This is a genomic window from Streptococcus sp. GMD5S (assembly GCF_000298715.2).
Lineage (GTDB): Bacteria > Bacillota > Bacilli > Lactobacillales > Streptococcaceae > Streptococcus.
Genome location: NZ_AJRG02000007.1, coordinates 1 through 24,072, shown reverse-complemented (window position 1 = coordinate 24,072; position 24,072 = coordinate 1). Strand labels below are relative to the sequence as shown.

The following is a 24,072-nucleotide window of genomic DNA, read 5'->3' as shown; positions in this document are numbered from 1 at the left end:
CAAAAAGCCCCACCAATCACTTGTTGGAGGAGCTTTGATTTCATTTCAGATTGCACCGACTTCATCTAGTCGCTACTGGTATAGAGTTCTTGAACAGCTGTCACATCCTGAGGCTGAATCCCATAATAGGAACCTGCTGGCTGCATGACAGAAGTTTCGTTGGTATGATCCAAACCGATGGCATGCCCCAGTTCGTGCTCCGCCGTGTGCACGATTCGTTCATAAGAATAACCATAGTTTGGATTGGATAGATAATAGTGATTCAGGCGAACCGTTACAGATATAAATTGATTGGTTAACAAATTGGTTTGACTCTCGGCTTGACCTGCTACAGCGGTCGATCCATCATTCATCTCACTTGCCACAATATCTGCCTGGCTAGGATCCGCAACCACCTCAAAGGTAAAGGCTTCCGTTTGATTCCAGTTTTTTATAGCTTCTGCATAGGCACCTTGGAAGGTCTCATCCATTTGAGGTTCAATATAGATGCGAGCTGAGGCCTGAGCCCACTTGCCTTCTGCATGTTGGTGACTGTCTGTCTGAGACAAGACTTCCAGCGTTCCCGTCTCCTTCCATTGATTCCAGCCACCTTGACCAATCTTACTCATTTTTTCAACCTGATTGACCGCAGAATGAAAATCACCTGTCAGATACCAAACCACTCCAAAGGCAATGAGCAATAGAATGACCACAGTCCAAACCAGACGCCAGAAGAAACGCCAAATTCCCAACAGAAATCGGAACAATAATCGGATAATCCAGAACATGACACTCCACCTTTCATAAAAATAAGAACCTATCTTGAAATCGCATTTCCCCTGATCAAGATAGATTCTCTATTTTACTGAAGAAAGCTGAAAGAAACCTAAAACTAAGATAAACGTTCTTCCAAGACAAAGTCAATTGGTAGAGTAGCCAAAAAACGTTCCAATTGTTTTTCCCAGTAGTACCACTCGTGCTTACCTGGACTATGACTATAGGTCACCTCAAAACCAAGCTTTTTGAGGTTTTTCACTGCGAGATTATTGGCAGAGTAAAGATAGTCTTGTTCCCCACACCAAGCCCATAGTTTGGTCTTTTTATCGGATTTTGTAGCCATGCTTTCAAGCGAATGAGGACTAGCTGTCCAGTCTTTGATTTCTCCAAAAACTCCTCTCCAGTAGGCAAGCGATCCCAGATCTTGACTTTCAGGAGAAAAATCCTGAAAACTGAGCGCACCAGAAAAACTAGCCGCATGAGAAAAACGATTCGTCGATAGAGCGAGTTTGAAGGAACCATATCCTCCCATGGAGAGACCTGCTATGAAGGTCTTTTCTCGCTTGCTGGTCATATTGGGGAAGAAACGTTTCATGACTTGGGGGAGTTCTTCTGCTAGAGCAGTATAGTAGTTATAGCCATACTGAGTATCTGTGTACCAGCCATTGCTAGTATTGGGCATGATAACAATGAGATTGGTTCCCCGCAACAAGCGTTCGACATTGGTACGTTTGAGCCAGCTATTTTGGTTTCCTGACATTCCGTGCAAAAGGTAAAGGACAGGAATATCTGTGCAATCTGGTTCAGTCACCCGACTAGCATCTGGATAGAGTACGGTAACGCCCCACTCCATATCCAAAACTTTTGAGTAATACTCAATATTCATAACTGCCATGGTTATCTCCTTTTACTATTCTATAAGAAAAAGCCGAATTTCGACTTTTTCTGTAGGTATTCTGCTTATTATTTTGCTTCCATTACGACTGGCAAGATTGCTGGACGACGCTTGGTTTGATCAAAGAGGTACTTGGTCAGATTGTCGCGAACCTTTCCTTTGAGATCTGCCCAGTCAAAGTCATCACCTTGAAGATACTCTTCTACCGTTTGGTTAATCAATTCTGAACTTTCACGGAGAATATCACGGCTCTTCTTGAGGTAAACAAATCCACGTGTATGAACACGGGCCTTGGCCACAATTTTCTTCTCACGACGGTTGACAGTGATCGCCACGATAAAGATTCCATCCTCTGACAAGACCTTACGGTCACGAAGGACGACATTTCCAACATCCCCGATGGCATTTCCGTCAATCAAGACATCACCTGCAGAAACTGCTCCAGCTGGAACAAAGTCTCCATGTTCATAAGACATGGTCGTTCCCTTTTTAGGGATGAAGATACGCTCTGGCAACATTCCAACTGCCATGGCAGCCTTGGCATGCGCATCCAACTCACGGTACTCTCCTTGGATAGGGAAGAGGTAGTTTGGTTGCAAAAGATTGATCATCAACTGCAAATCACGCGCATTTCCGTGTCCGGATACTCGCAAGCTTTGGGTAATGAGTTTCACCACACCACCAGCTTGGTAGATCATGTTTTCAACACGCGCCATGACGGCTTCTTTGGCGATAGATGGAGTCGTTACGATATAGACCAAGTCCCCGTCTTTGATTTCCACATAGCGGTGGCGACCAATGGACATCTTACGAAGTCCATTAATAGGCTCACCCATACGGCCCGTCTCAAGGATAATCAACTCATGGTCTTCAAAACGAGACATTTCTTTTGGTTTAATCAAGAGACTTTCGTTGGCTAGAGATAATTTTTTGAGACGAATCGCAGTGCGGACGATATTTTCAATATCAAATCCAGTCAGAACAACTCGGCGACCTGTATCTGCTGCAGCATCAAAAACCTGCTGGATACGAGAAAGGTTGCTGGCAACTGCGGCAACGATGATACGACCTTCCCAGTCTGCAATGGTCTGGGTAATTTCGTCTCCAACTTCACTCTCGCTCGCCACCTGGATATTGCTATCAGCATTGGCTGAATCACTGAGGAGCGCCAAGACACCATCACGACCGATTTCTGCCAGACGAGCAAAATCCGTCGCATAGGATTCACTGGCTGTCTGGTCAAACTTGAAGTCGCCTGTGTAAACAATGCTACCTTCAGCTGTTTTCAGGACTATTCCCAAACTTTCTGGGATGGAGTGAGTTGTACGGAAGAAGGAAACCACAGTCCCTCCAAAGTCGATCTCTGTATCTTCATCAATCACATGGAAGTCATTGAATTTCTTAACCGTATCATTCCCTTTGACAAAGAGTTTGGCCAACTCAATGGTCAACTCAGAACCAAACACAGGCACCTTAGCCTCTGCCAAAAGATAAGGCAGGGCACCAATGGCATCCGCATGTCCGTGGGTCAAAAAGACCCCTGCGATACGATCGCTATTTTCAAAAAGGTAGTCCATATTTGGAATGACGACATCAACCCCTAGTTGTTCATTTTCAGGGTATTTAAGCCCTGCATCCAAAACAAAAATTGAATTGTCAATCTCAGCGATGTACATATTTTTCCCATTTTCTCGTACACCACCTAGTGTTGTTAAACTAATATTACTCATTTTTCCTCCGAAACTTCATTTATCTTGATTATAGGGCGAATTTACCCTCTTATTCTAAAAGTTCTAAAACTTCCAGCCGAATCTTTTCCTACCATTATACCATTTTTTTGATTATTTTCAAAACGAAGATCGGTTTTTAACTAGAGATTAGTCACTACTGTGAATCGAATCTTTTTACTTTGACTTCTCTTTCGGAGGCTTCATCGAAGATAATAGAACGATTATACCATCAAAATTATGGACTTTCTGAATTAATTTGATTTCAGATACCTTTCTCGAACTCTAAATTTCTCTTTTAGTTCAAAACAAGTTAAATTATTGCCCTTTACCTCTCGACTTGAGAACTATTTTCTACAAAGACATGGTTTATCTACATCCAAAAGCGAGAATTTCCTGTTCGCTACAGAATCTAAAAAATTTTCAGCAATTAGCCACTAAGATGGAGGTTATCGATAGGAAATTTTTTCAAAAAGAAAAAAGACTTAGAAATTCTAAATCTTTTTATCATCTTTAGTTTGGATAGATATAAGTGACGTTACCTAAAAATTCATGAGGATTAAAGAAGCCACGGTAATTTGCAATCTGCTTTTGACGTCTGTAGTTTGCTTCCAATACCTGGATAGAGTTTTCACTTTGAACATCTGTTACATAAGCAACGTGTCCATATTCACCACCGTCCCAAACGGCGATTGCTCCTACTACTGGAACACTTCCTGTCTTATAGCCTTGAGCGCTCGCGTAGATTGCCCACGTGTTGGCATTTCCCCACCAGTTGCTAGCCCAAGGTGCCAATTCTTTCACGCCCCATGTACACTGACCAACAGGATAAGAGTTTCCATAGTTTGTAGGAGTCTTTTCGACAACATCCTCTGTATCTGATACCACGTTCGCAGTGCTAGCTGGAGCACTGTAGGTTGAGCTAGCCTGAGCGGAACCACTCACTTCCAATACATCGCCTGGGTGGATAGTGTCAAAGATGGTTTTTCCATTCATAGCTGCCAACTCATGCGGATCCATGCCGTTTGCAGTTGCAATGGCATAAAATGAATCACCGTCTTGGACAACGTAAGAGTTGGCATGGACAGTTTGAGCCCCAACTGTAGCTAAAATAGCGGTAGAAGTCAAACCAAGAGTCAGTTTCGTAACTGTTTTTTTCATAACTAGATTCCCCTTATATTTTCTTGATAAGAAAATCATACTTGATTTACATGTCAGTTCGTTTAGAGTTATATTTTAGTCATGTTACAAAAATTTATACTTTTACTACATAAGGTTTAAAAGCAGACATCGTATAAAGTGATAGAAGAGAATAAAAATGAATCATTTCCCCAATCTTAACATCAGTAGACCACTCAAAAGACTATCTTATCAACCACTCCCACACCAAGCATTTATCCGTCAAAAAGAGACCGAGATAGGTCATCTCAGTCCCTTTCTATCTATTACTCCATTAAAAAATCATAAATTTCTTGCACTGTCCCCAGCGCCATCATTTCTTGATTTTTTACAGTTTGTTTGAGATTTTGGTAAATCTGACTATCAGCTATTTCCCTTTTCGGCGCTTCTTTATTGACTGTCATGACACCATCTTTGATCGTTACAAAGCCTAGCTCTTCAAAGACTTGAATCATCTTGACCAGCAAGATTTGTTGGATATTGAGATAAGCCGCCAGATCTTTCAGCTTGTAGCGAATATCAAACTCTGGGAACTGGTAAATAGTCTTGTACAATTTTGCAAACTGTTCTCTAGTCCCGTAACCTGTCAGATAGTAGGCCTTGTCAATGTCGTTTTTGAAATAGACAGCTGAGAAATCCTGTTCCTGAAAAATGGTCTTCAGCAAGGTAATATCCTCGGGAATGGTTTTCACAACCACAGCATCACTATTCGCCAAATCCGGCACCTCTCCAGAGAAATCTAAAACTGGAACCCCTTCTGGCAAGACTGCATTCTTCCCACGAATGTTAAAGAGTTGAACACCTTCCACACGTGCATCCACCATCATCAACTGGAGGGCAGTTTGGCCATTCCATTGGTTGACAGACAGGGTGACTGCCAATTCTAAATTCTTGGTTTGAGCAAACTCTGTCGCCCATCTCCCTTGTCCGAAGGCCACCACCTCAAAACTCGCCTCACCCTTGGAAATTTTTAGTTTGAGGTGGGCATTGCCTGCTCCCATAGTACGGGCACTTTCGACATGAAAATCCTTGATATAAAAGACAGGTTTCTGATTATCCATCCCAAAGGGTGCCAAGCGTTCAAAGCTTTTAACCGTTTCTAAACTAAGAGTCTCCAAATCCAACTCTTCATCTAGATTTAACTTATTCTTGCCACCAGCATCTGCACCTTTTTCACGGACATAGTCTTCTAAAACCTGAGATAAATCTGAAAGTTTCTCAACTTCCAGCGTCATTCCAGCTGCACCAGCATGGCCGCCAAAGGCGATAAAGAGGTCTCGATGGGGATCCAGAGCTTCAAAAATATCGACCGCTTCCACACTACGAGCACTACCCTTGGCGCGACCTTCTTCTATATTAAGAACGATGACTGTCTGCCCTAGTTCTTCCAACAAACGACCAGCAACGATACCCAGAACGCCAGGATTCCAGCCTTCCTTGGCCAAAACCTGGACCTTTTTCTCAGGATCAACCATGGTCTTAGCTTCTTCATAGATTGACTGAACGATTTCCTTGCGCTCTTCATTTTTCTGGTGAATCATGAGGGCAATCTCATGAGCTTCCTCGTCGTCAAATCCAGTCAGCAAATCAATGGCAGGATTAGGATCATCCAAGCGCCCCAAGGCATTTAAACGAGGGGCAATCTGGAAACCAACCGTTTCTTCTGTTACTTCATTAGCAGCAATTCCAACCATGTCTAGCATTTCTTGTAGTCCAATGCGCTGGGTATGTCCCAACATTTCCAGACCATATTGGACCAAAATGCGATTCTCATCCGTCAAACTCACCATATCAGCAATGGTACCGATAGCGACCAAATCAAGCAATTCCACTTGCACTTCTTCTAAAAGAGCGCAAGCTAGCTTGAAAGCCACTCCGCATCCGGCCAAATATTTGAAGGGATAATCCGCATCTGGATGCTCAGGGTGAACAATCGCATAGGCATCAGGAAGGGTTTCCGGCATGGAATGGTGGTCGGTCACAATGACATCCACTCCCATAGACTGGGCCAGTTCAATTGCTTCGTGACCCGCAACCCCATTATCCACTGTCACAATCAAGGAAATACCCTCTTGCTCGATAAAGTATTTATAAACACTGGCATTGGGACCATAGCCATCGGTAAAACGATTGGGTAGGTAAACACGGCACTCAGCACCAAGCTGTTCCAAACTTTCCTTCACAATCGAAGCTGAAGTCATACCATCCGCATCGTAGTCTCCATAGATGAGAATGTTTTCCCCTTCTTCAATGGCCTGACGAATCCGTTCCACTGCCTTGTCCATATCATGGAGCAGATAGGGGTCATGTAAGTCCTCTAAAGAAGGTTCTAAAAACTTCTTTAGACTTTCTTCATCCTGAATCCCTCTTTCAAATAATAAGCGAGCCACCTCAGGACCCAGCCCAGCCTTCTTGGCTATCTTTGTAAAATCCGCATCTTCAACCTGCGGGGCAAACTGCCATTCATAAGTAGGAGTTATCAAAAAGACATCCACTCTTTCTAAGAATTCTATCGTTTCATTATAACATGATTTAGGCATTTTCTCTATTCAGATTGCTTTTTTATAACATTTTAGTGAATTTTTTTCAGATATGATTTGACAAGAACATTCTTTTGGTGTAGAATCATGTTATAAAATATAACACAAAGGAGATCTCTCATGGCTTTAGTAGAATTTAAACACGTCGAAAAATATTACGGAGACTACCACGCACTCCGCGACATTAATCTCCGTTTTGAAAAAGGACAAGTTGTTGTCCTGCTTGGACCTTCCGGCTCTGGGAAGTCCACTCTTATCCGTACGATCAATGGTTTAGAGGCTGTTGACAAAGGAAGTCTCCTGGTCAATGGACACCAAGTAGCAGGTGCTAGTCAGAAAGATTTAGTTCCTCTTCGTAAGGAAGTTGGCATGGTTTTTCAACATTTTAATCTTTATCCACACAAAACAGTGTTAGAAAATGTGACACTTGCTCCCGTTAAAGTTCTTGGAACTGATAAAAAAGAAGCTGAAAAAACAGCCCAAAAATATCTGGAATTTGTAAATATGTGGGACAAGAAAGATTCCTACCCAGCTATGCTGTCTGGTGGACAAAAACAGAGAATCGCCATCGCACGTGGTCTTGCCATGCATCCGGAACTCCTCCTCTTTGATGAACCAACATCTGCCCTTGACCCTGAAACCATCGGAGATGTTCTAGCAGTTATGCAAAAACTGGCACATGATGGGATGAATATGATCATCGTTACCCACGAAATGGGCTTTGCCCGTGAAGTTGCGGACCGCATTATCTTTATGGCCGACGGAGAGGTTTTAGTAGACACGACAGATGTCGATGACTTTTTTGACAATCCAAGCGAACCTCGTGCCCAACAATTCCTCAGCAAAATTATCAACCACGAAAGTGACAAAGTCAAATAAGGAGGCGCCTATGAAAAAGAAATTCTTTTTATACGCATTATTGATTAGCCTTTTCAGCCTTACTGCTGCCAAACCAGTCCAAGCCGATACCAGTGTGGCAGACATTCAAAAAAGAGGCGAACTAGTTGTCGGTGTCAAACAAGACGTTCCCAATTTTGGCTACAAGGATCCCAAGACCGGGACCTATTCTGGTATCGAAACGGACTTGGCCAAGATGATTGCAGACGAACTCAAAGTCAAGATTCGCTACGTTCCTGTTACCGCGCAAACTCGTGGACCGCTCCTAGACAATGAACAGGTCGACATGGATATCGCAACCTTCACCATCACAGACGAACGTAAAAAACTATACAACTTCACCAGTCCCTACTATACGGACGCTTCTGGTTTTTTGGTCAATAAATCCGCCAACATCAAAAGTATTGAGGACCTAAACGGTAAAACGATTGGGGTTGCCCAAGGTTCCATCACCCAACGCCTGATTACTGAATTGGGTAAAAAGAAAGGTCTAACCTTTAAATTCGTCGAACTTGGTTCCTACCCAGAATTGATTACTTCCCTTCACGCTCACCGTATTGATGCCTTTTCCGTGGACCGCTCTATCCTCTCTGGCTACATCAGCAAACGGACAGAACTACTAGATGATAGTTTCAAGCCATCTGACTACGGTATCGTCACCAAAAAATCAAATACCGAGCTAAACGACTATCTTGATAGCTTGGTCACTAAATGGAGCAAGGATGGTAGTTTGCAGAAACTCTATGACCGTTACAAACTCAAACCATCTAGCCATACCGCAGATTAAGGAGGACATCCCATGACAGATTTATCATCTTGGACAGCCTATTTTCAGGATTTTGGACAATTTTTCAATGGTTTCCTCTTTACCCTTGCCCTAGCGGTTGGTTCCTTTATCCTCGCCATGGTTTTGGGCATCTTCTTTGGGGCCATGTCAACTAGTAAACGCCCATTCTTGCGTGTTTTGGCTCGTATCTTTGTCGAATTTTACCAAAATACTCCCCTCTTGGTGCAGTTTGTCATCGTCTTCTATGGTTTGCCTCTTATCAGTGAACACACCATCATGATTCCAATTTATTGGACAGCTGTTCTCTGCGTCGGGCTCTATCACGGTGCCTATATTGCGGAGGTTATTCGTTCAGGGATTCAGTCTATTCCTAGTGGTCAGATGGAGGCCGCCTTGTCGCAAGGTTTTACCTATATCAGTGCCATGCGCTTGATTATCTTGCCTCAGGCCTTCCGTATCATTCTCCCACCTTTGACCAACCAAATCGTTAACCTCATCAAGAACACCTCTACCGTAGCTATCATCTCTGGAGTAGACTTGATGTTTGTGACTAAGTCTTGGTCGGCTCTCAACGGAAACTATATCCCAGCCTTTTTAGGTGCTGCTCTTCTCTACTTTGCCCTATGCTTCCCTGTTGCCCAGTTTGGTCGCAAGATGGAGCAAGCCAACAAAAAAGCCTATTCACTTTAGGAGGTTACTATGGAATCTATTTTAGAAGTTTTGACCCCAGATAACCTAGTCTTTATCTTTAAAGGATTTGGCTTAACCCTCTACATTTCTCTGATTGCCATTGTCCTCTCTACCCTGATCGGGACGGTACTTGCGGTTATGAGAAATGGAAAAAATCCTGTTTTACGGATCATCTCCAGCATTTATATCGAGTTTGTACGTAACGTTCCCAACCTTCTCTGGATTTTCACCATCTTTTTGGTTTTCAAGATGAAGTCGACACCAGCTGGCATTACCGCCTTTACCCTCTTTACCTCAGCAGCCTTGGCTGAGATTATCCGAGGTGGCCTCAATGCCGTGGACAAGGGCCAGTACGAAGCAGGAATGTCGCAAGGATTCACTTCAGCCCAAATCCTCTACTACATCATTCTCCCACAAGCAATCCGTAAAATGCTGCCAGCCATCATTTCTCAGTTTGTAACTGTAATTAAGGATACCAGCCTTCTCTACTCTGTTATCGCCCTACAAGAACTCTTTGGCGCTAGCCAAATTCTCATGGGACGCTATTTCGAACCAGAGCAGGTCTTCAGTCTGTATATCCTGATTGCCTTGATTTACTTTATCTTTAACTTTGCTATTTCTAGCTTGTCTCATAAGCTAGCAAAACGTTGGCAACAAGCTGCAGAATAAAAATCAGCTCTCCGCAAAAATGGAGAGCTGATTTTTTGATTACCATAAAATACCTCTATAAGAGAAAATCAGAGCTAAAATCAACAAAACATAGAAAGCGATAAAAAGCCATCTCATCTTCACACATAGAGCAATATATTCTCTAATAAAGGCTGATGGGATATAGTAGGCGGCTGTACGGCAACCAAGACCATCTCCCTTCATCCCAATACGGCGAGCATAGGTACTGGTACGAAAAACATGGTAATCATTGGTCACAAAGAGAAAACGTGGACTGGCCACCAGCTTCTCTCCCATTTCTTTTGAGAAGAGAAGATTCTCATAGGTCGTCGTTGAGTCTTCCTCTAGGAGAATCGCTTCTCTCGGAACATCCGTCTCTTCCAGCAAATAATTACAAATTGCCTGAGCCTCGGAAATCTTCTCATCCCCACCTTGACCACCACTTGCGATGATTTTAACATTGGGATTGAGAGACTGGTGATAAGCTTCTACTGCCTTGTCAATGCGACTCTTCAGTAAGGGAGTGACTTTTTCTCCATTCAACAAGCCTGCTCCGTGAATGATGATAAAATCATAATATTTTTTCTTAGGAATGAAAAGATACAGAATGGAATAAAGCAGAAATCCTGCAAAGGCAAAACCAAAAATCAAATACGAATAAATCAAAAAGAAAAAGATAATATTCACTAGATGATTGGTGTAAAACAAGCCCTTGGTATCGCTCACTCGAATCGCCATGATCACAAAAAAGAATAGAATCACGCAGCCTAATCCTAGAGACAAATAATTTGCCTTGGATTTTCCTTCTTTTTTCAATAACACAAATCCATTATAAATAAGGAAAAAACCACTTAGAAAAACTAAAAGAGGCAGCAGGAGAAAAATCCCTGCAAAGAAAACCATGTGCACTTCTTTCTGCCCAGCTTCGTAAAAAAGATTGGCAATAGACATATAAGAAAAAAGCAGAGACAAAAGCAAGAGAGCTGGATTCCAGAGACTACGATTGTCCCTTAAAAACGAAACGAGAAAAAGTAGGACAAAAAATCCTGTGATAAAGTACATAGTCTCCTCCTTTAATGTCTACATTGTACCATAATTATGGCAATAGAAAAAGAGGAGCCTAGTCCTCTTATTTTGCTATTCTTGCTTCTGCATCTGCCACAACCTGAGCCAGACTCATCTGACGAAGTTGATTTTCCATAGCTACTTGGATATCCAGCAATTTCTGATCCAAGACCTTATGAATATTAGCCCCTACTGGACAGTTAGGATTGGGATTGTCATGGAAACTAAAGAGTTTGCCAGATTTTCCTAGACATTCGACAGCCTGATACACATCAAAAAGGCTAATATCTTGGAGGTCCTTTATAATCTCGGTACCGCCCGTCCCACGCGCAACTGAAATCAATCCTGCTTTTTTGAGTTGCGACAAAGTCTTACGGATAATGACTGGATTAACTCCGACACTAGCCGCAAGAAAATCACTGGTTACCTTGCTGTCTGTATCCTGCATTGCAATAATAATCATCATATGAGTCGCAATTGTAAATCGGCTTGAAATTTGCATCTTCTTCTCCTTTCATTGATATTTTATTCATCTTTTCCCGTATAAACATTATACCTTTTTTGCTTATCCTGTCAAATATTAACAAATGATTACCTTCTCCATGCAAAAAGTCCTGTATCCCTCTTGGTACCCAGAACAGCGGAGGACATACAAAGACTTATTTTTTTATGCAATTTTACGGACAATCCCTTTTGTTTTATGACTTGACCAAACCGAGCTGATAGACACCCCAGCACCAACTAAGGTAAACACAGCTAACATAGCTAGATTATAAAAATAGTTATCTGGGAAATCACCGCTAAAGATTAATTGATTCACCACTCGGAAAGCAAAGGGAAACTCAACCCCTAGTTTGGCAACGACTTCCATCGCCAAGTCAATTTGATTTACTAGAAAGACAGTAATCACCATCCAAATAGAGGAAATCACAATCCCCTTTCGAGATACCTTTCTTCCAAGGATTTCATATCCTTTAATGGTACAAATCCCCAGAACAATACCTGCTACCATAGCTACATAACCTAGACGCGCGATAAATAGAGCAACTGCTCCACCAACCAAGGCTCCTAGCAAGGCACCAACTGCTCCAAGAAGAACATTTTCCTTCTGGTTTTGATAAGAATCTACCTCAATCTGAAGATTACTCTTCAGCAATTGATAACTTTCCTCATTGATAAGGAAAATTGAATCGCCTAATTGATAGAGACCAACGGGGCCCTCCTGACCACTGTAGGCACACACTTGGACGAAATGATGGGTTTCAAGGAATGCAACAAGGTCTGTTATGAGCGTCTGTAGCTTTTCAATTGTTTTTGATTTGCGCATTGCACCTTTTACGACAAAAGAAACAAGGTACTGATTGATAGACAAGGTCGACAAGTTTGGAAGAGATTCACTCTTAAACTCATCCCAAACCAATTCATTTTCTTCTGTATCAGCAGGATTTCCATTCAAACTCACACTGACACAAAGTCGAAACTGATTTTTCACGTCAGTTTCTTGCAGGAAAAGTAAATAGCCTGACTGCGTGCCATAAATACTACGCGAATCTTCGTCAAATTGCATGCCCAACTCCGAGGCAATAGCGTGTAACTCTTCTGGTTTCATTATCTGTCTCCGCTTATTTTGAATATCAATTAGTATGAGATTCAAATTAGTTATATTCCGTTATTCTAACATAAATTTGAGAAGCCGTCAATTCGTATCCAGTTCGACTTATCGCGAAACAGCAGTCACTAGACTATCTGATTTCTAGCTAGAAGTCCTCTTAAAACCAATCTTTCTTGTCTCTTTCCATCCAGAGTTCAACATCCTGATCATAACCTTCTTGTTCACTAATCTGACCTAACAATTCATGGTTATGAGTATGGTGAATCCCATTTACCAAACTTTCATAGTAGACCTGGAAATAGGGGAGCTTCAAATCCTTAGCCAACTGCAATTCAGCTTCTACATCATAATCCACTCGACGAAAATCAACATCAGACAAACCTGCTTCATCAAACTCTATAATCATATACTGAGCCCGTAGATCCTTACGCAACTTCGCATCTAGAAAGAAAGGTTGTCCAATGGAACCTGGATTAAGAATCAACTGTCCATCACTTCCGTAACGAAGCAACTGTTGATGAATATGGCCATATACTGCGATAGACGCGTGTGGATTCGTCACCAATCTATCAAAATCTTCTTGCTTTCCCGTATGAATCAACTCTCTACCCCAGTTTTTATCAGGGAGATGGTGAGTGATTCCTACCATCAAATCACCAAACTGACGATGAACTTGCATAGGTTGATCGTGGAGGTCTTCGATTTCTTTAGGGCTAATTTCTTCTAAGATGTACTGACTTTGGCGCAGGAGATAACGATGACTCACTTTTGTAGGATCTAACTTACGATGTAGGCCTCGCCAGAGACTATTCTCCCAATTCCCCAGCACTCTTGCAGTGATGGGCAAGCTAGCTAAGAGGTCCAATATCCTTCTACGCCCTGTTCCTGGCATCAGAATATCTCCCAAAAGCCAGTACTCATCTACCTCTGCCGCTCTTGCATCAGCCAGAACAGCTTCCAAAGCTGTCGTATTTCCATGTATGTCTGAAAGAACTGCTATTTTGGTCATTCTTTCTCCTCATTTCCTCTTACTTCTTCTGTTAGTATTATAGCAGAAATGCCATAAAATAGAGTCGTTTCTGCTCTCCTAGAAAACTTGGAAAATCACTCCTTTCTTGCTATAATATAAGTAAAGAGAATCCTCATTTATAGCAAGATACTCTTCAGTAGCACTCTTTTAACAAGGATTGGAGGACTATTGCCATGAAAAAATATCTTAAGTATATCCCATACTACCTTGTCATTTTCTTCTTTTACTGGCCCCTCTATGAGCTATTCTTACTACTCATCACTGACCCATATACACTGAAGGAACTGTACATTAACAACATCATCCTCTTTTCACCTTTAGCAACCTTCATCGTATCCCTTCTTTATAGCTACCGGTTTCATTTCTCACTTTGGTGGTTGCTGGGTATTGGACTGCTCTATTGCTTTACCATCATCACCTTTGGTGAGTTCATTCTTCTTTATCTCGTAGCCTATGAAATCTTCGCCCTACTTGGTATGGCATCAGGTAGAGGTCTTAGCCATCTTACAAACAAGCAGAAAAGTAAAAAAATAGGATAAAAGCCTTGAAAATTCTCGCAATCATGCTATAATAATGCATAGAGACAAGTCACTTAGTCCCTTTCTACTAGAGAGTGCGTGGTTGCTGGAAACGCATAGAAAGCCTAAACTGATACTACTCTACTGACTTTTATGAAAACATAAAACGGTGGCTACGTTAAAGCCAATCTGAGGTGTCCCTCTTTTTGAGGAACATAAATGAAGGTGGAACCACGTTGCGACGTCCTTTTATGGATGTCGTTTTTTGTTTTGTCAGAAGGAGGAAGAACGATGCTTTATATGATTGGCGGATCGCCTTGTAGTGGAAAGTCAACAATTGCCTCACTTCTTGCTAGACAGTATCAACTACTTCATATCAAACTGGATGATTTGGTAGAAGAGATGATGAGTCAAGCAAGTGCAGACTCACAGCCAATTTGCCTTCTTAGGCAGGATAGAAATCCAGAACAAATCTGGATGAGAAATCCAGAAGAGATGGCAGATGAAGAATGGCGCTTTTATGAAGAGATTTTTCCTTATGTAAAATCTTACTTGATAAAAAATCAAAACAGACCTCTCTTGGTGGAGGGAGCAGGACTTTTGCCTCACTTGGTAAAGGAGCTTGAATGTCAAGCATCATCCTATCTATGCTTGACTCCTACAGCTGATTTTCAAAAAAAGCATTATATACAGAGAGAATGGGTTCCTTATGTCTTAGAGGGTACAACCAACCCCGAGCAAGCTTTTGAAAACTGGATGCAACGAGACATTCTTTTTGCTCAAATGGTTCGTAAGGAAGCGGTGCTATTAGGCTATCCTAGTCTCGTAACAGATGGTAGTCAATCAGAGAATCAGACTGCGGAAGAAGTTGCTCGGCTCTTAAAATTGTCCAACAAAAATAGAATAAATATTTAAGGAGAAAACCATGATTAAGATTACTTTCCCAGATGGCGCTGTTCGTGAATTCGAATCTGGCGTTACAACTTTTGAAATTGCCCAATCTATCAGCAATTCCCTCGCTAAAAAAGCCTTGGCTGGTAAATTCAACGGCAAACTCATTGACACGACTCGTGCTATCACTGAAGATGGAAGCATCGAAATCGTGACACCGGATCACGAAGATGCCCTTCCGATCTTGCGTCACTCAGCTGCCCACTTGTTCGCCCAAGCAGCTCGTCGCCTTTTCCCAGACATTCACTTGGGAGTTGGTCCAGCTATTGAAGATGGCTTCTACTACGATACGGACAATCAGGCTGGTCAAATCTCTAACGAAGACCTGCCTCGTATCGAAGAAGAAATGAAAAAAATCGTCAAAGAAAACTTCCCATCTATTCGTGAGGAAGTAACCAAAGACGAGGCCCGTGAAATCTTTAAAGACGACCCTTACAAGTTGGAATTGATCGAAGAACACTCAGAAGACGAGGGTGGTTTGACTATCTACCGTCAGGGTGAATACGTGGACCTTTGCCGTGGCCCACACGTTCCGTCAACAGGTCGCATCCAAATCTTCCACCTTCTCCATGTAGCTGGTGCTTACTGGCGTGGAAATAGCGACAACGCGATGATGCAACGGATCTACGGTACAGCTTGGTTTGACAAGAAAGACTTGAAAAACTACCTTCAAATGCGTGAAGAGGCCAAAGAACGTGACCACCGTAAACTTGGTAAAGAGCTTGACCTCTTCATGATTTCACAAGAAGTCGGACAAGGACTTCCATTCTGGTTGCCAAACGGTGCGACTATCCGTCGTGAATTGGAACGCTACATTGTCGACAAGGAGCTGGCTTCTGGCTACCAACACGTTTACACTCCACCACTTGCTTCTGTGGAGCTTTACAAGACTTCTGGTCACTGGGATCATTACCAAGAAGACATGTTCCCAACCATGGATATGGGTGACGGTGAAGAATTCGTTCTTCGTCCAATGAACTGCCCACACCACATCCAAGTCTTTAAACACCATGTTCACTCTTACCGCGAATTGCCAATCCGTATCGCTGAAATCGGGATGATGCACCGTTACGAAAAATCTGGTGCCCTCACTGGTCTTCAACGTGTGCGTGAAATGTCTCTCAACGACGGTCACCTCTTTGTTACTCCAGAACAAATCCAAGAAGAATTCCAACGTGCCCTTCAGTTGATTATCGATGTTTATGAAGACTTCAACTTGACTGAATACCGCTTCCGTCTCTCTCTTCGTGACCCTCAAGATACTCATAAGTACTTTGACAACGATGAGATGTGGGAAAATGCCCAAACTATGCTTCGTGCGGCCCTTGATGAAATGGGTGTTGACTACTTTGAAGCTGAAGGTGAAGCAGCATTCTACGGACCAAAATTGGATATTCAGGTTAAGACAGCCCTTGGAAAAGAAGAAACCCTTTCTACCATCCAGCTTGACTTCTTGCTTCCAGAACGCTTCGACCTCAAATACATTGGAGCTGACGGTGAAGAGCACCGTCCAGTTATGATCCACCGTGGAGTTATCTCAACTATGGAACGCTTCACAGCCATCTTGATTGAGAACTACAAGGGTGCCTTCCCAACATGGCTTGCACCACATCAAGTGACCCTCATCCCAGTATCTAACGAAAAACACGTGGACTACGCATGGGAAGTTGCTAAGAAACTCCGTGACCGCGGTGTCCGTGCAGACGTAGATGAGCGTAATGAAAAAATGCAGTTCAAGATCCGTGCTTCTCAAACCAGCAAGATTCCTTACCAATTGATTGTTGGGGATAAGGAAATGGAAGACGAAACTGTCAACGTTCGTCGCTACGGCCAAAAAGAAACACAAACTGTCTCAGTTGATGACTTTGTTCAAGCTATCCTTGCTGATATTGCCAACAAATCACGCGTTGAGAAATAATACTCTTCGAAAATCAAATTCAAACCACGTCAACGTCACCTTGCCGTACTCAAGTACAGCCTGCGGCTAGTTTCCTAGTTTGCTCTTTGATTTTCATTGAGTATAAGAGCCTAGCATAAAAGCCTCCATTCGGAGGCTTTTTCTCATTTATGTTTACTCAATAACGAGCTTCACTTCAGCGAATTTGATCCGTACGGTTGTTCCTTTTCCAACCTCAGACTCGATACGAATCCGGTGCCCCAGTTCTTCAGAAATTTTCTTGGATAGATAGAGGCCAAGTCCAGATGATTGCTGGGTCAAACGGCCATTGTAGCCTGAAAAACCACGTTCAAAGACTCGGAGGACATCACTGTTTTTTATCCCAATTCCCGTATCCTTAATACAGAGCTCCTGACTCTCCATAGAAATCTCGAGCCCACCTTCCTTAGTATATTTGAGGCTGTTTGAAAGGATTTGTTCAATGACGACCAACAGCCACTTCTTATCGGTCACGATAGTTTTGTCGAGGTCATGTAGATTGACTGTTAGTCCCTTCTGGATAAAGAAAAGTGCGTACTTACGAACCATATCCTTGACCAAGTCCTCCACTTGAACCTGTTCAAAGACCAAGTCATCGTGAAAACTCTCTAAACGTAAGTACTGCAAAACCAGATTGGTATAGGAGTCAATCTTGAAAATTTCCTGTTCCAGTTGCTGCTTGACCTCCCGATCAGAGACTTCTGCTACTAAAAGGCGACTAGCTGCAATGGGCGTCTTGATCTGATGAACCCATAAGGTGTAGTAATCAAGCAAATCCGTCAGCTTGCTCTGCGCTTCTGACTTCTTTTGATACAATTCAGACTCACGCTCTTCGAGCTTTTCTGCTAGCGCACATTCCAAAGGAGACTTGGGGTCTCTCTCAGCATAGAGTACTTCCTGTCGATAAACCTGAGCTTCTGCAAATATATCCCAAGCCAAAAATAAGAAGGTCAAAAAACTACTGAGCAGAAAGAAATAAAGAAAATAAGTTCCTAGACTAGCAAATAAAAACTGAAAGAGAAGGACGAGAAAGCCCAATGAAAAAATATAGGTAAAAACGCGACTGCGAGAGCGCAGATAGGCTAGAAAAAATGATTTCCAATCAAGCATGTTTCAGTCCGTATCCTATCCCTTTCTTGGTTTCGATAAACCCTGCTAAACCTTGCTCCTCCAACTTTTTGCGCAGGCGAGCAACGTTGACAGACAAGGTGTTGTCGTCGATGAAAAAGTCGCTGTTCCAGAGTTCTCTCATCAAGTCATCACGCGCTACGATATTGCCCGCATGTTCAAACAAGACCCGCAAAATTTGAAATTCATTCTTGGTCAAACTCAGAACTTCCCCCTGATAGTGCAGATCCATAGACTTAGTATTGAGAATCACACCTGCATACTCTAGCAAACTTTCATCCCGCCCAAACTCATAGGAACGGCGCAACAAACCCTGAACCTTAGCCAAAAGAACCTGCTGGTCAAAAGGCTTAGTTACAAAGTCATCCGCTCCCATATTGATTGCCATGACGATATCCATAGCCTGGTCTCTCGAAGACAGAAACATGATAGGTACCTTGGAAATCTTGCGAATCTCCTGACACCAGTGGTAACCATTAAAAAGAGGCAGACCGATATCCATGAGGACCAAATGAGGCTCCGACTGAACAAAAAGGCTCAATACTTCCATAAAGTCTTCTAACAAAACGACCTCAAATCCCCACTCAGAGAGCAGTTTTCCCACTTGTTGTCGAATAACTTGGTCATCTTCTACTAGTAAAATCTTGTGCATGCGCTCCTCCTTTGTTATTTCTCAAAGTATCAAAACCCTTCATATCAGATTTACGGATCAGTATCTCATACTGTTTAGCAGCCTTTTCCCAAATTCAGATCAGAAAACAGATGCTAAATAGAGAACATTCCCACTGATATCATACCTTATTTTTAATTATAGTTCCAGCCTTATCCTATATTTTCCTTTTTGTGCTCATTTAGTTAGCGTTTCTTTAACTTATTTAATAGATCTAGCCTTCTTATTGACAAGCTAGCCATGATTTGTTAGAATATGAATGAACGAATAAAGTTATTCATTCATGAAAACTAAGGAGGTTAAATCATATTGGACAAAAAACAAGCTTTAAAGACAGCAGCCTATGAAGTTTTTTCGAAAAAAGGTTACAAGGCAACAGGAATTTCAGAAATTGCTAGGCAAGCTGGTGTTGCAGTTGGTTCTTTTTATAACTATTACGAGAGTAAAGAAGCCATTTTTCTAGACATCTATATAGATGAAAACAACCGTGTTCGCCAAGCTATGATCGAAGAACTGGATTGGGAAATTGATATGACCGACCTCATTGGTCAACTCTTTGCTCAGTCCAGAACTCTCGTTTCTTCCAATAAAATCCTTGCAGAATGGTACAATCCTGCCATCGCAGATGAGTTACACAGCTACTATTCCTCGGAGGAAGGCAAAGTCGCAAATCCATTTCATCAGTTTCTAGTTAAAACTTTTACAAATCGTATGCAGGCTGAAGGGTACTCGCCAGAAAAGATTCAAGATATTTTACAGGTTTATAATCTGTTTTACTATATGGATATGCATATCACGGAAAAAGATTTTCCAGATATTGGCAAGACCGTTGAAATACTTGCAACTTACTTCATTAAAGGAATTCTTAAATAACAAATATAATTTAATTATAGGTGAATTGGAGAAAGAGGAATGAACATGGAATTTAGAAAAAAAGAGTACAAACCGTTTGACATTTTTGACAGTGAATGGGCGGCAATAACGGTAGGCAACAGGGAAAAGTTCAATGCCTGCCTCGTGTCATGGAGTAGCCTTGGAAATATTTGGGGAGCACCGGGAAAAAGTAAGGCGACTGTAACCCTATATATACATCCGTCAAGATATACAGCTGAGTTTATTGATGATAGTGAATACTTTACTGTAAGCTTTTTTGATCCAAAATATAAAAAGGTACTTGCATACCTTGGAAGTCATTCAGGAAGAAATGAAAATAAAATAGAAAATGCCGGACTTATGGCAATTCCTATAGGTAAGACAATGGGATTTAAAGAGGCAAAACAGACTTTTTTATGTAAAAAGCTTTGTAAGCAACAGTTTGACAAGGAGAGTTTTGTACAGGAAATAAGGGATTACTATGAATTGTATCCAGATATCTATACTGACGGACATGGTGGCTGGGAACCTCATTTTATTCTTATAGGTGAGATAGAACAGATTATAGATTAAATGGATATGCTATATTTGATATTATTTACATAGAAAGGACAAAATTTTTATAAGAAGAATTGATTTTTTTATTTTTTGAAAATATATGAATGAACTAATATTATATTCATTCAATAATATAATAAAGGAGATTTTATCATGGACAAACAAGGAGTTAAAAAAATGAATGGATTAGGTATTACAGGAATTTCTCTTGCCATTATTGGTATTTTGATCATTATTTGGGGAGCTACACTACAACAGGTTGATTTATCAAACCCTGATTTTATGTCCTTTGCGACTGGAGGTATGATTTTGCTGGCTATAGGGTTATGTATGATTGCCGGCTTACCTGTTATTTTAAAAATTGCGGGTATTTGGTTGGTGGCATTGACTACCATGATTTATATTTACAGCCTACCTAATACTGATTTGCTTATCAAACTGATTGGCTTTATTCCTGTTATCGCACTGGCTACTTGGCTATCTTTTAAATTTTGGAAATGAGGAAAATAATGAAAAGAGGTAAAAAATGTTGATAATTATTATATCTATTCTGGTGGCTATATGCCTTATTTCTTGGGGTGTAATAACCTATCTTGGACGTAGTCAAGCTTTGTCTTTAAAATCCATTGAAAATTTCAATGGGGACCTTTACTTAATACATTTGACGAAACCTACTAATATGACATGGAAAGCAGGGGCTTATGCCAAGTTTACACTCCCTGATACTTCTTCTACTACTAATAAAAACGAAGCTAAGGGAGAGCAAACCAGTCGATGGCTAACTATTGCCTCCACACCTGATGAAGATGAGATTCTCATTTTGACTCATAATAGTGGTAGCAACTTTAAGAACACCTTGACACATTTACCGGCTGGCAGTGAGATTGAGATGAGTTGGCTGGATTCCTCTTTGACTGTTAAAGATACGAATCAGCCACTAGTTTTCTTTGCATCTGATGTTGGTATTTCTGCTCTACGCCCCCTTATCAAAGAATGGTCTGGTAAATGTCCGATTATTCTCAACCATTTTGACAAAGGAGTTACTATTTTCGATAATGAGATGAAGGAACTGGCTCAAAAAACATCGAATTTTACTTATAAAACTAGCGATGAACTTTCTCAAAGTCAAGCATTTTTAAAACATGCTATTGATGAATACGGCAATCAAGCCAGCTATCTCATCACAGGTCAGCCTGATGATGTAAATGAGATGAAGAAGTTTTTAAAGGAAAATGGGATTGATAGCAAAAACATACAAGTAAGCTCGTTTAGAGGTTTGAAATAGGAGCAATCTATCTTCTATGTATTTCAATTAAACCCTACTAGGTCATTCAAACAAGCCTACTAGCCAATTCTATGTAAATGTGGTAGGATAAACATAGAGAAAGGAGCTTTTATGGCCAATATTTTTGACTACTTGAATGATGTAGCATACGATTCCTTTTATGACCTCCCCGTGAATGAGTTAGATGTTCTTGCCTTGACCGAATTAACCTACCTTGCTTTTGATGGTGTAGTCACCCAAAAAAACCAGCGCCTCATAGATCTTGCACCCCAAATTCCTAGAGACACGACGATGTTGACCAATAAGAACCGCCTCCAGTTGTTGGATCAACTCTCTCAACACAAACGGTTTAAAAATTGCAAGCTATCAAATTTTATCAATGATATTGATCCTGAATTGCAAAAACAGTTTGCGGCTATGACTTATCGTATCAGTCTCGATACTTTTTTGCTTGTTTTTCGTGGAACGGATGATAGTATCATCGGTTGGAAAGAAGATTTCCATATGACCTATATGAAAGAAATCCCAGCTCAAAAACACGCCCTCCAGTATTTACAGGATTTTTTTGCTCAACATCCTAACCAAAAAGTTGTCATAGCAGGACACTCAAAAGGGGGCAATCTAGCTGTCTATGCTGCTAGTCAACTCGATCCACTTTTACAAAAAAACATTGTCGCTGTCTATACTTTTGATGCGCCTGGACTTCACAAGGAACTAACCGAAACAGCTGGCTATCAAAACATGATGGAAAGAACGAAAGTGTTTGTCCCACAAGGTTCTATCATCGGAATGATGCTAGAAATCCCTGATAAGAAAATCGTTGTTCGAAGCACTGCCTTGGGTGGTCTTGCCCAGCATGACACCTTTAGTTGGCAGGTTGAAGACAAACACTTTGTCCAACTAGACGAGACCAATAGTGACAGCCAGCAAGTCGATACAACCTTTAAGGAATGGGTTGAGACGGTCCCTGATACGGAACTGCAGCTCTACTTTGACCTCTTTTTTGGAATCATTCTCGATGCAGGCATCTCTTCTATCAACGACCTCTCTTCCTTCAAGGTCATTGAACACGTTCACCATCTCTTTGTCCAAGCTCAATCCCTCACTCCCGAAGAAAGAGAAACCATGGGGCGCCTAACCCAACTCTTGATTGACACTCGATACCAAGCTTGGAAAAATCGAGAATAGACAAAAACCAACTAATCATTAGATTAGTTGGTTTTTTGTTTAAGAAACTAAAGGAAACTACTTAGAATCTAGAGTATAGAATTAGTCTTCTTTTTTCTTACGAGACACAAGTCCAAATCCGCTCATCAAACCTAGTACTCCTAGAGCCGCCAAAGCTGCATGATCTTCCGTACCAGTATTAGGTAATTCTTTGGTTGCTTTAGTAGTTGGAGATTGCTCAGTCGGTTTTTGTTGAGGGGCAGTAACAACTTTTTCGTAGACATGTTCTGTGTCACCGTTTGGAAGTTTCTTGGTCTCTACGAAGCGGTAACCTGGAATATCCTTCTTAGGTTGTTCGCCGTCTTCGCTTGGATATCCTGGAATTTCATTGCCTTCCTTATCCTTATGACTTGTCTTCACTTTTTCGTAGACATGTTCTGTGTCGCCGTTTGGAAGTTTCTTAGTCTCTACGAAGCGGTAACCTGGAATATCCTTCTTAGGTTGTTCACCGTCTTCGGTTGAATAGCCTGGAATTTCATTGCCTTCCTTATCCTTATGACTTGTCTTCACTTTTTCGTAGACATGTTCTGTGTCGCCGTTTGGAAGCTTCTTAGTCTCTACGAAGCGGTAACCTGGAATATCCTTCTTAGGTTGTTCTCCATCTTCGGTTGGATAACCTGGAATTTCATTGCCTTCCTTATCCTTATGACTAGTCTTAACCTTCTCATAAACGTGTTCTGTATCGCCGTTTGGAAGTTTCTTAGTCTCTACGAAGCGGTAACCTGGAATATCCTTCTTAGGTTGTTCACCATCTTCGCTTGGATAACCTGGAATTTCATTGCCTTCCTTATCCTTATGACTCGTCTTAACCTTCTCATAAACGTGTTCTGTGTCGCCGTTTGGAAGTTTCTTAGTCTCTACGAAGCGGTAACCTGGAATATCCTTCTTAGGTTGTTCTCCATCTTCGGTTGGATAACCTGGAATTTCATTCCCTTCCTTATCCTTATGACTTGTCTTAACCTTCTCATAAACATGTTCTGTGTCGCCGTTTGGAAGTTTCTTAGTCTCTACGAAGCGGTAGCCTGGAATATCTTTCTTCGGTTGTTCACCATCTTCGCTTGGATAACCTGGAATTTCAT

23 protein-coding genes and 1 pseudogene are annotated in these 24,072 nt (G+C 41.6%); 12 read left to right on the top strand and 12 right to left on the bottom strand.

What is annotated here, in order from left to right; all coding sequences use genetic code 11:
• Positions 1-65 precede the first annotated feature (65 nt).
• The 5 genes from GMD5S_RS0204815 to recJ form a co-directional block, all read right to left on the bottom strand.
• Positions 66-767 carry a M57 family metalloprotease gene (locus GMD5S_RS0204815; RefSeq protein WP_000498567.1) on the bottom strand — a complete coding sequence of 234 codons (702 nt, stop codon included), beginning with the start codon at positions 765-767 and terminating at the stop codon, positions 66-68.
• 104 nt (positions 768-871) lie between these two features.
• Entirely contained in the window at positions 872-1,651 is a 780-nt protein-coding gene (locus GMD5S_RS0204810; protein WP_000290058.1) for an alpha/beta hydrolase, read from the bottom strand.
• Between the two features lie 68 nt (positions 1,652-1,719).
• Positions 1,720-3,381 (bottom strand): ribonuclease J, encoded by a 1,662-nt coding sequence (locus GMD5S_RS0204805; RefSeq protein ID WP_000065621.1) that lies wholly within the window; start codon positions 3,379-3,381, stop codon positions 1,720-1,722.
• A gap of 510 nt (positions 3,382-3,891) precedes the next feature.
• Positions 3,892-4,539, bottom strand: a complete 648-nt coding sequence (locus GMD5S_RS0204800) for a COG3942 and LysM peptidoglycan-binding domain-containing protein (protein WP_000754480.1) — start codon at positions 4,537-4,539, stop codon at positions 3,892-3,894.
• A 284-nt stretch (positions 4,540-4,823) separates the two neighbouring features.
• Entirely contained in the window at positions 4,824-7,040 is a 2,217-nt protein-coding gene (gene recJ / locus GMD5S_RS0204795; RefSeq protein ID WP_008289394.1) for a single-stranded-DNA-specific exonuclease RecJ, read from the bottom strand.
• 177 nt (positions 7,041-7,217) lie between these two features.
• Between recJ and GMD5S_RS0204790 the strand changes: the two genes are divergently transcribed.
• From GMD5S_RS0204790 to GMD5S_RS0204775, 4 genes are read left to right on the top strand one after another with little or no spacing between them, the layout of a single operon-like run.
• Positions 7,218-7,976 (top strand): amino acid ABC transporter ATP-binding protein, encoded by a 759-nt coding sequence (locus tag GMD5S_RS0204790; protein WP_001229579.1) that lies wholly within the window; start codon positions 7,218-7,220, stop codon positions 7,974-7,976.
• Positions 7,977-7,986: 10 nt separating this feature from the next.
• Positions 7,987-8,781, top strand: a complete 795-nt coding sequence (locus tag GMD5S_RS0204785) for a transporter substrate-binding domain-containing protein (protein ID WP_000726200.1) — start codon at positions 7,987-7,989, stop codon at positions 8,779-8,781.
• 12 nt (positions 8,782-8,793) lie between these two features.
• Positions 8,794-9,471 (top strand): amino acid ABC transporter permease, encoded by a 678-nt coding sequence (locus tag GMD5S_RS0204780; protein ID WP_000131156.1) that lies wholly within the window; start codon positions 8,794-8,796, stop codon positions 9,469-9,471.
• A gap of 9 nt (positions 9,472-9,480) precedes the next feature.
• Complete coding sequence (locus GMD5S_RS0204775; RefSeq protein ID WP_000443890.1) at positions 9,481-10,140, top strand: amino acid ABC transporter permease; 660 nt, start codon at positions 9,481-9,483, stop codon at positions 10,138-10,140.
• Between the two features lie 39 nt (positions 10,141-10,179).
• Here the strand turns inward: GMD5S_RS0204775 and GMD5S_RS0204770 are convergent, their stop codons facing one another.
• The 4 genes from GMD5S_RS0204770 to GMD5S_RS0204755 all read right to left on the bottom strand — a co-directional run bounded on the left by GMD5S_RS0204770 (position 10,180) and on the right by GMD5S_RS0204755 (position 13,826).
• Positions 10,180-11,202: a YdcF family protein gene (locus tag GMD5S_RS0204770; RefSeq protein ID WP_000273635.1), complete on the bottom strand. Its 1,023-nt coding sequence runs from the start codon at positions 11,200-11,202 to the stop codon at positions 10,180-10,182.
• Between the two features lie 67 nt (positions 11,203-11,269).
• Entirely contained in the window at positions 11,270-11,707 is a 438-nt protein-coding gene (locus GMD5S_RS0204765; RefSeq protein ID WP_001167389.1) for an Rrf2 family transcriptional regulator, read from the bottom strand.
• A gap of 165 nt (positions 11,708-11,872) precedes the next feature.
• Entirely contained in the window at positions 11,873-12,814 is a 942-nt protein-coding gene (locus tag GMD5S_RS0204760) for a hypothetical protein (RefSeq protein WP_000801528.1), read from the bottom strand.
• Between the two features lie 160 nt (positions 12,815-12,974).
• Entirely contained in the window at positions 12,975-13,826 is an 852-nt protein-coding gene (locus tag GMD5S_RS0204755) for a metallophosphoesterase family protein (protein WP_000161107.1), read from the bottom strand.
• 194 nt (positions 13,827-14,020) lie between these two features.
• Here GMD5S_RS0204755 and GMD5S_RS0204750 point away from each other — a divergent pair, with 194 nt between their 5' ends.
• From GMD5S_RS0204750 to thrS, 3 genes are all read left to right on the top strand, one after another.
• On the top strand, positions 14,021-14,386 hold the full coding sequence (locus GMD5S_RS0204750) for a hypothetical protein (protein ID WP_000760373.1): 366 nt from the start codon (positions 14,021-14,023) through the stop codon (positions 14,384-14,386).
• Positions 14,387-14,656: 270 nt separating this feature from the next.
• Complete coding sequence (locus GMD5S_RS0204745) at positions 14,657-15,280, top strand: hypothetical protein (protein WP_000966511.1); 624 nt, start codon at positions 14,657-14,659, stop codon at positions 15,278-15,280.
• 10 nt (positions 15,281-15,290) lie between these two features.
• Positions 15,291-17,234 carry a threonine--tRNA ligase gene (thrS, locus tag GMD5S_RS0204740; RefSeq protein ID WP_000591026.1) on the top strand — a complete coding sequence of 648 codons (1,944 nt, stop codon included), beginning with the start codon at positions 15,291-15,293 and terminating at the stop codon, positions 17,232-17,234.
• Between the two features lie 153 nt (positions 17,235-17,387).
• On the opposite strand, the gene GMD5S_RS0204735 is transcribed toward thrS, so the two are convergent.
• Positions 17,388-18,362: a sensor histidine kinase gene (locus GMD5S_RS0204735; protein ID WP_000887983.1), complete on the bottom strand. Its 975-nt coding sequence runs from the start codon at positions 18,360-18,362 to the stop codon at positions 17,388-17,390.
• A complete protein-coding gene (locus GMD5S_RS0204730) occupies positions 18,355-19,032 on the bottom strand; it encodes a response regulator transcription factor (protein ID WP_000548978.1) in 678 nt (225 codons plus the stop codon). The genes GMD5S_RS0204735 and GMD5S_RS0204730 overlap by 8 nt, the downstream gene beginning before the upstream one ends.
• Before the next feature lie 321 nt (positions 19,033-19,353).
• On the opposite strand from GMD5S_RS0204730, the gene GMD5S_RS0204725 reads away from it, so the two are divergent.
• From GMD5S_RS0204725 to GMD5S_RS0204705, 5 genes and pseudogenes are all read left to right on the top strand, one after another.
• Entirely contained in the window at positions 19,354-19,923 is a 570-nt protein-coding gene (locus GMD5S_RS0204725) for a TetR/AcrR family transcriptional regulator (protein ID WP_033588462.1), read from the top strand.
• 45 nt (positions 19,924-19,968) lie between these two features.
• On the top strand, positions 19,969-20,496 hold the full coding sequence (locus GMD5S_RS0204720) for a flavin reductase (RefSeq protein ID WP_000395701.1): 528 nt from the start codon (positions 19,969-19,971) through the stop codon (positions 20,494-20,496).
• Positions 20,497-20,658: 162 nt separating this feature from the next.
• Positions 20,659-20,982 (top strand): hypothetical protein, encoded by a 324-nt coding sequence (locus GMD5S_RS0204715; RefSeq protein WP_025172607.1) that lies wholly within the window; start codon positions 20,659-20,661, stop codon positions 20,980-20,982.
• A gap of 8 nt (positions 20,983-20,990) precedes the next feature.
• Positions 20,991-21,766, top strand: a pseudogene (locus tag GMD5S_RS0204710) (ferredoxin reductase).
• A 111-nt stretch (positions 21,767-21,877) separates the two neighbouring features.
• Positions 21,878-22,954: a DUF2974 domain-containing protein gene (locus tag GMD5S_RS0204705; RefSeq protein ID WP_001273844.1), complete on the top strand. Its 1,077-nt coding sequence runs from the start codon at positions 21,878-21,880 to the stop codon at positions 22,952-22,954.
• Positions 22,955-23,035: 81 nt separating this feature from the next.
• On the opposite strand, the gene GMD5S_RS10205 is transcribed toward GMD5S_RS0204705, so the two are convergent.
• A partial coding sequence (locus GMD5S_RS10205; RefSeq protein WP_033588459.1) for a MucBP domain-containing protein occupies positions 23,036-24,072 on the bottom strand: 1,037 nt, incomplete at its 5' end.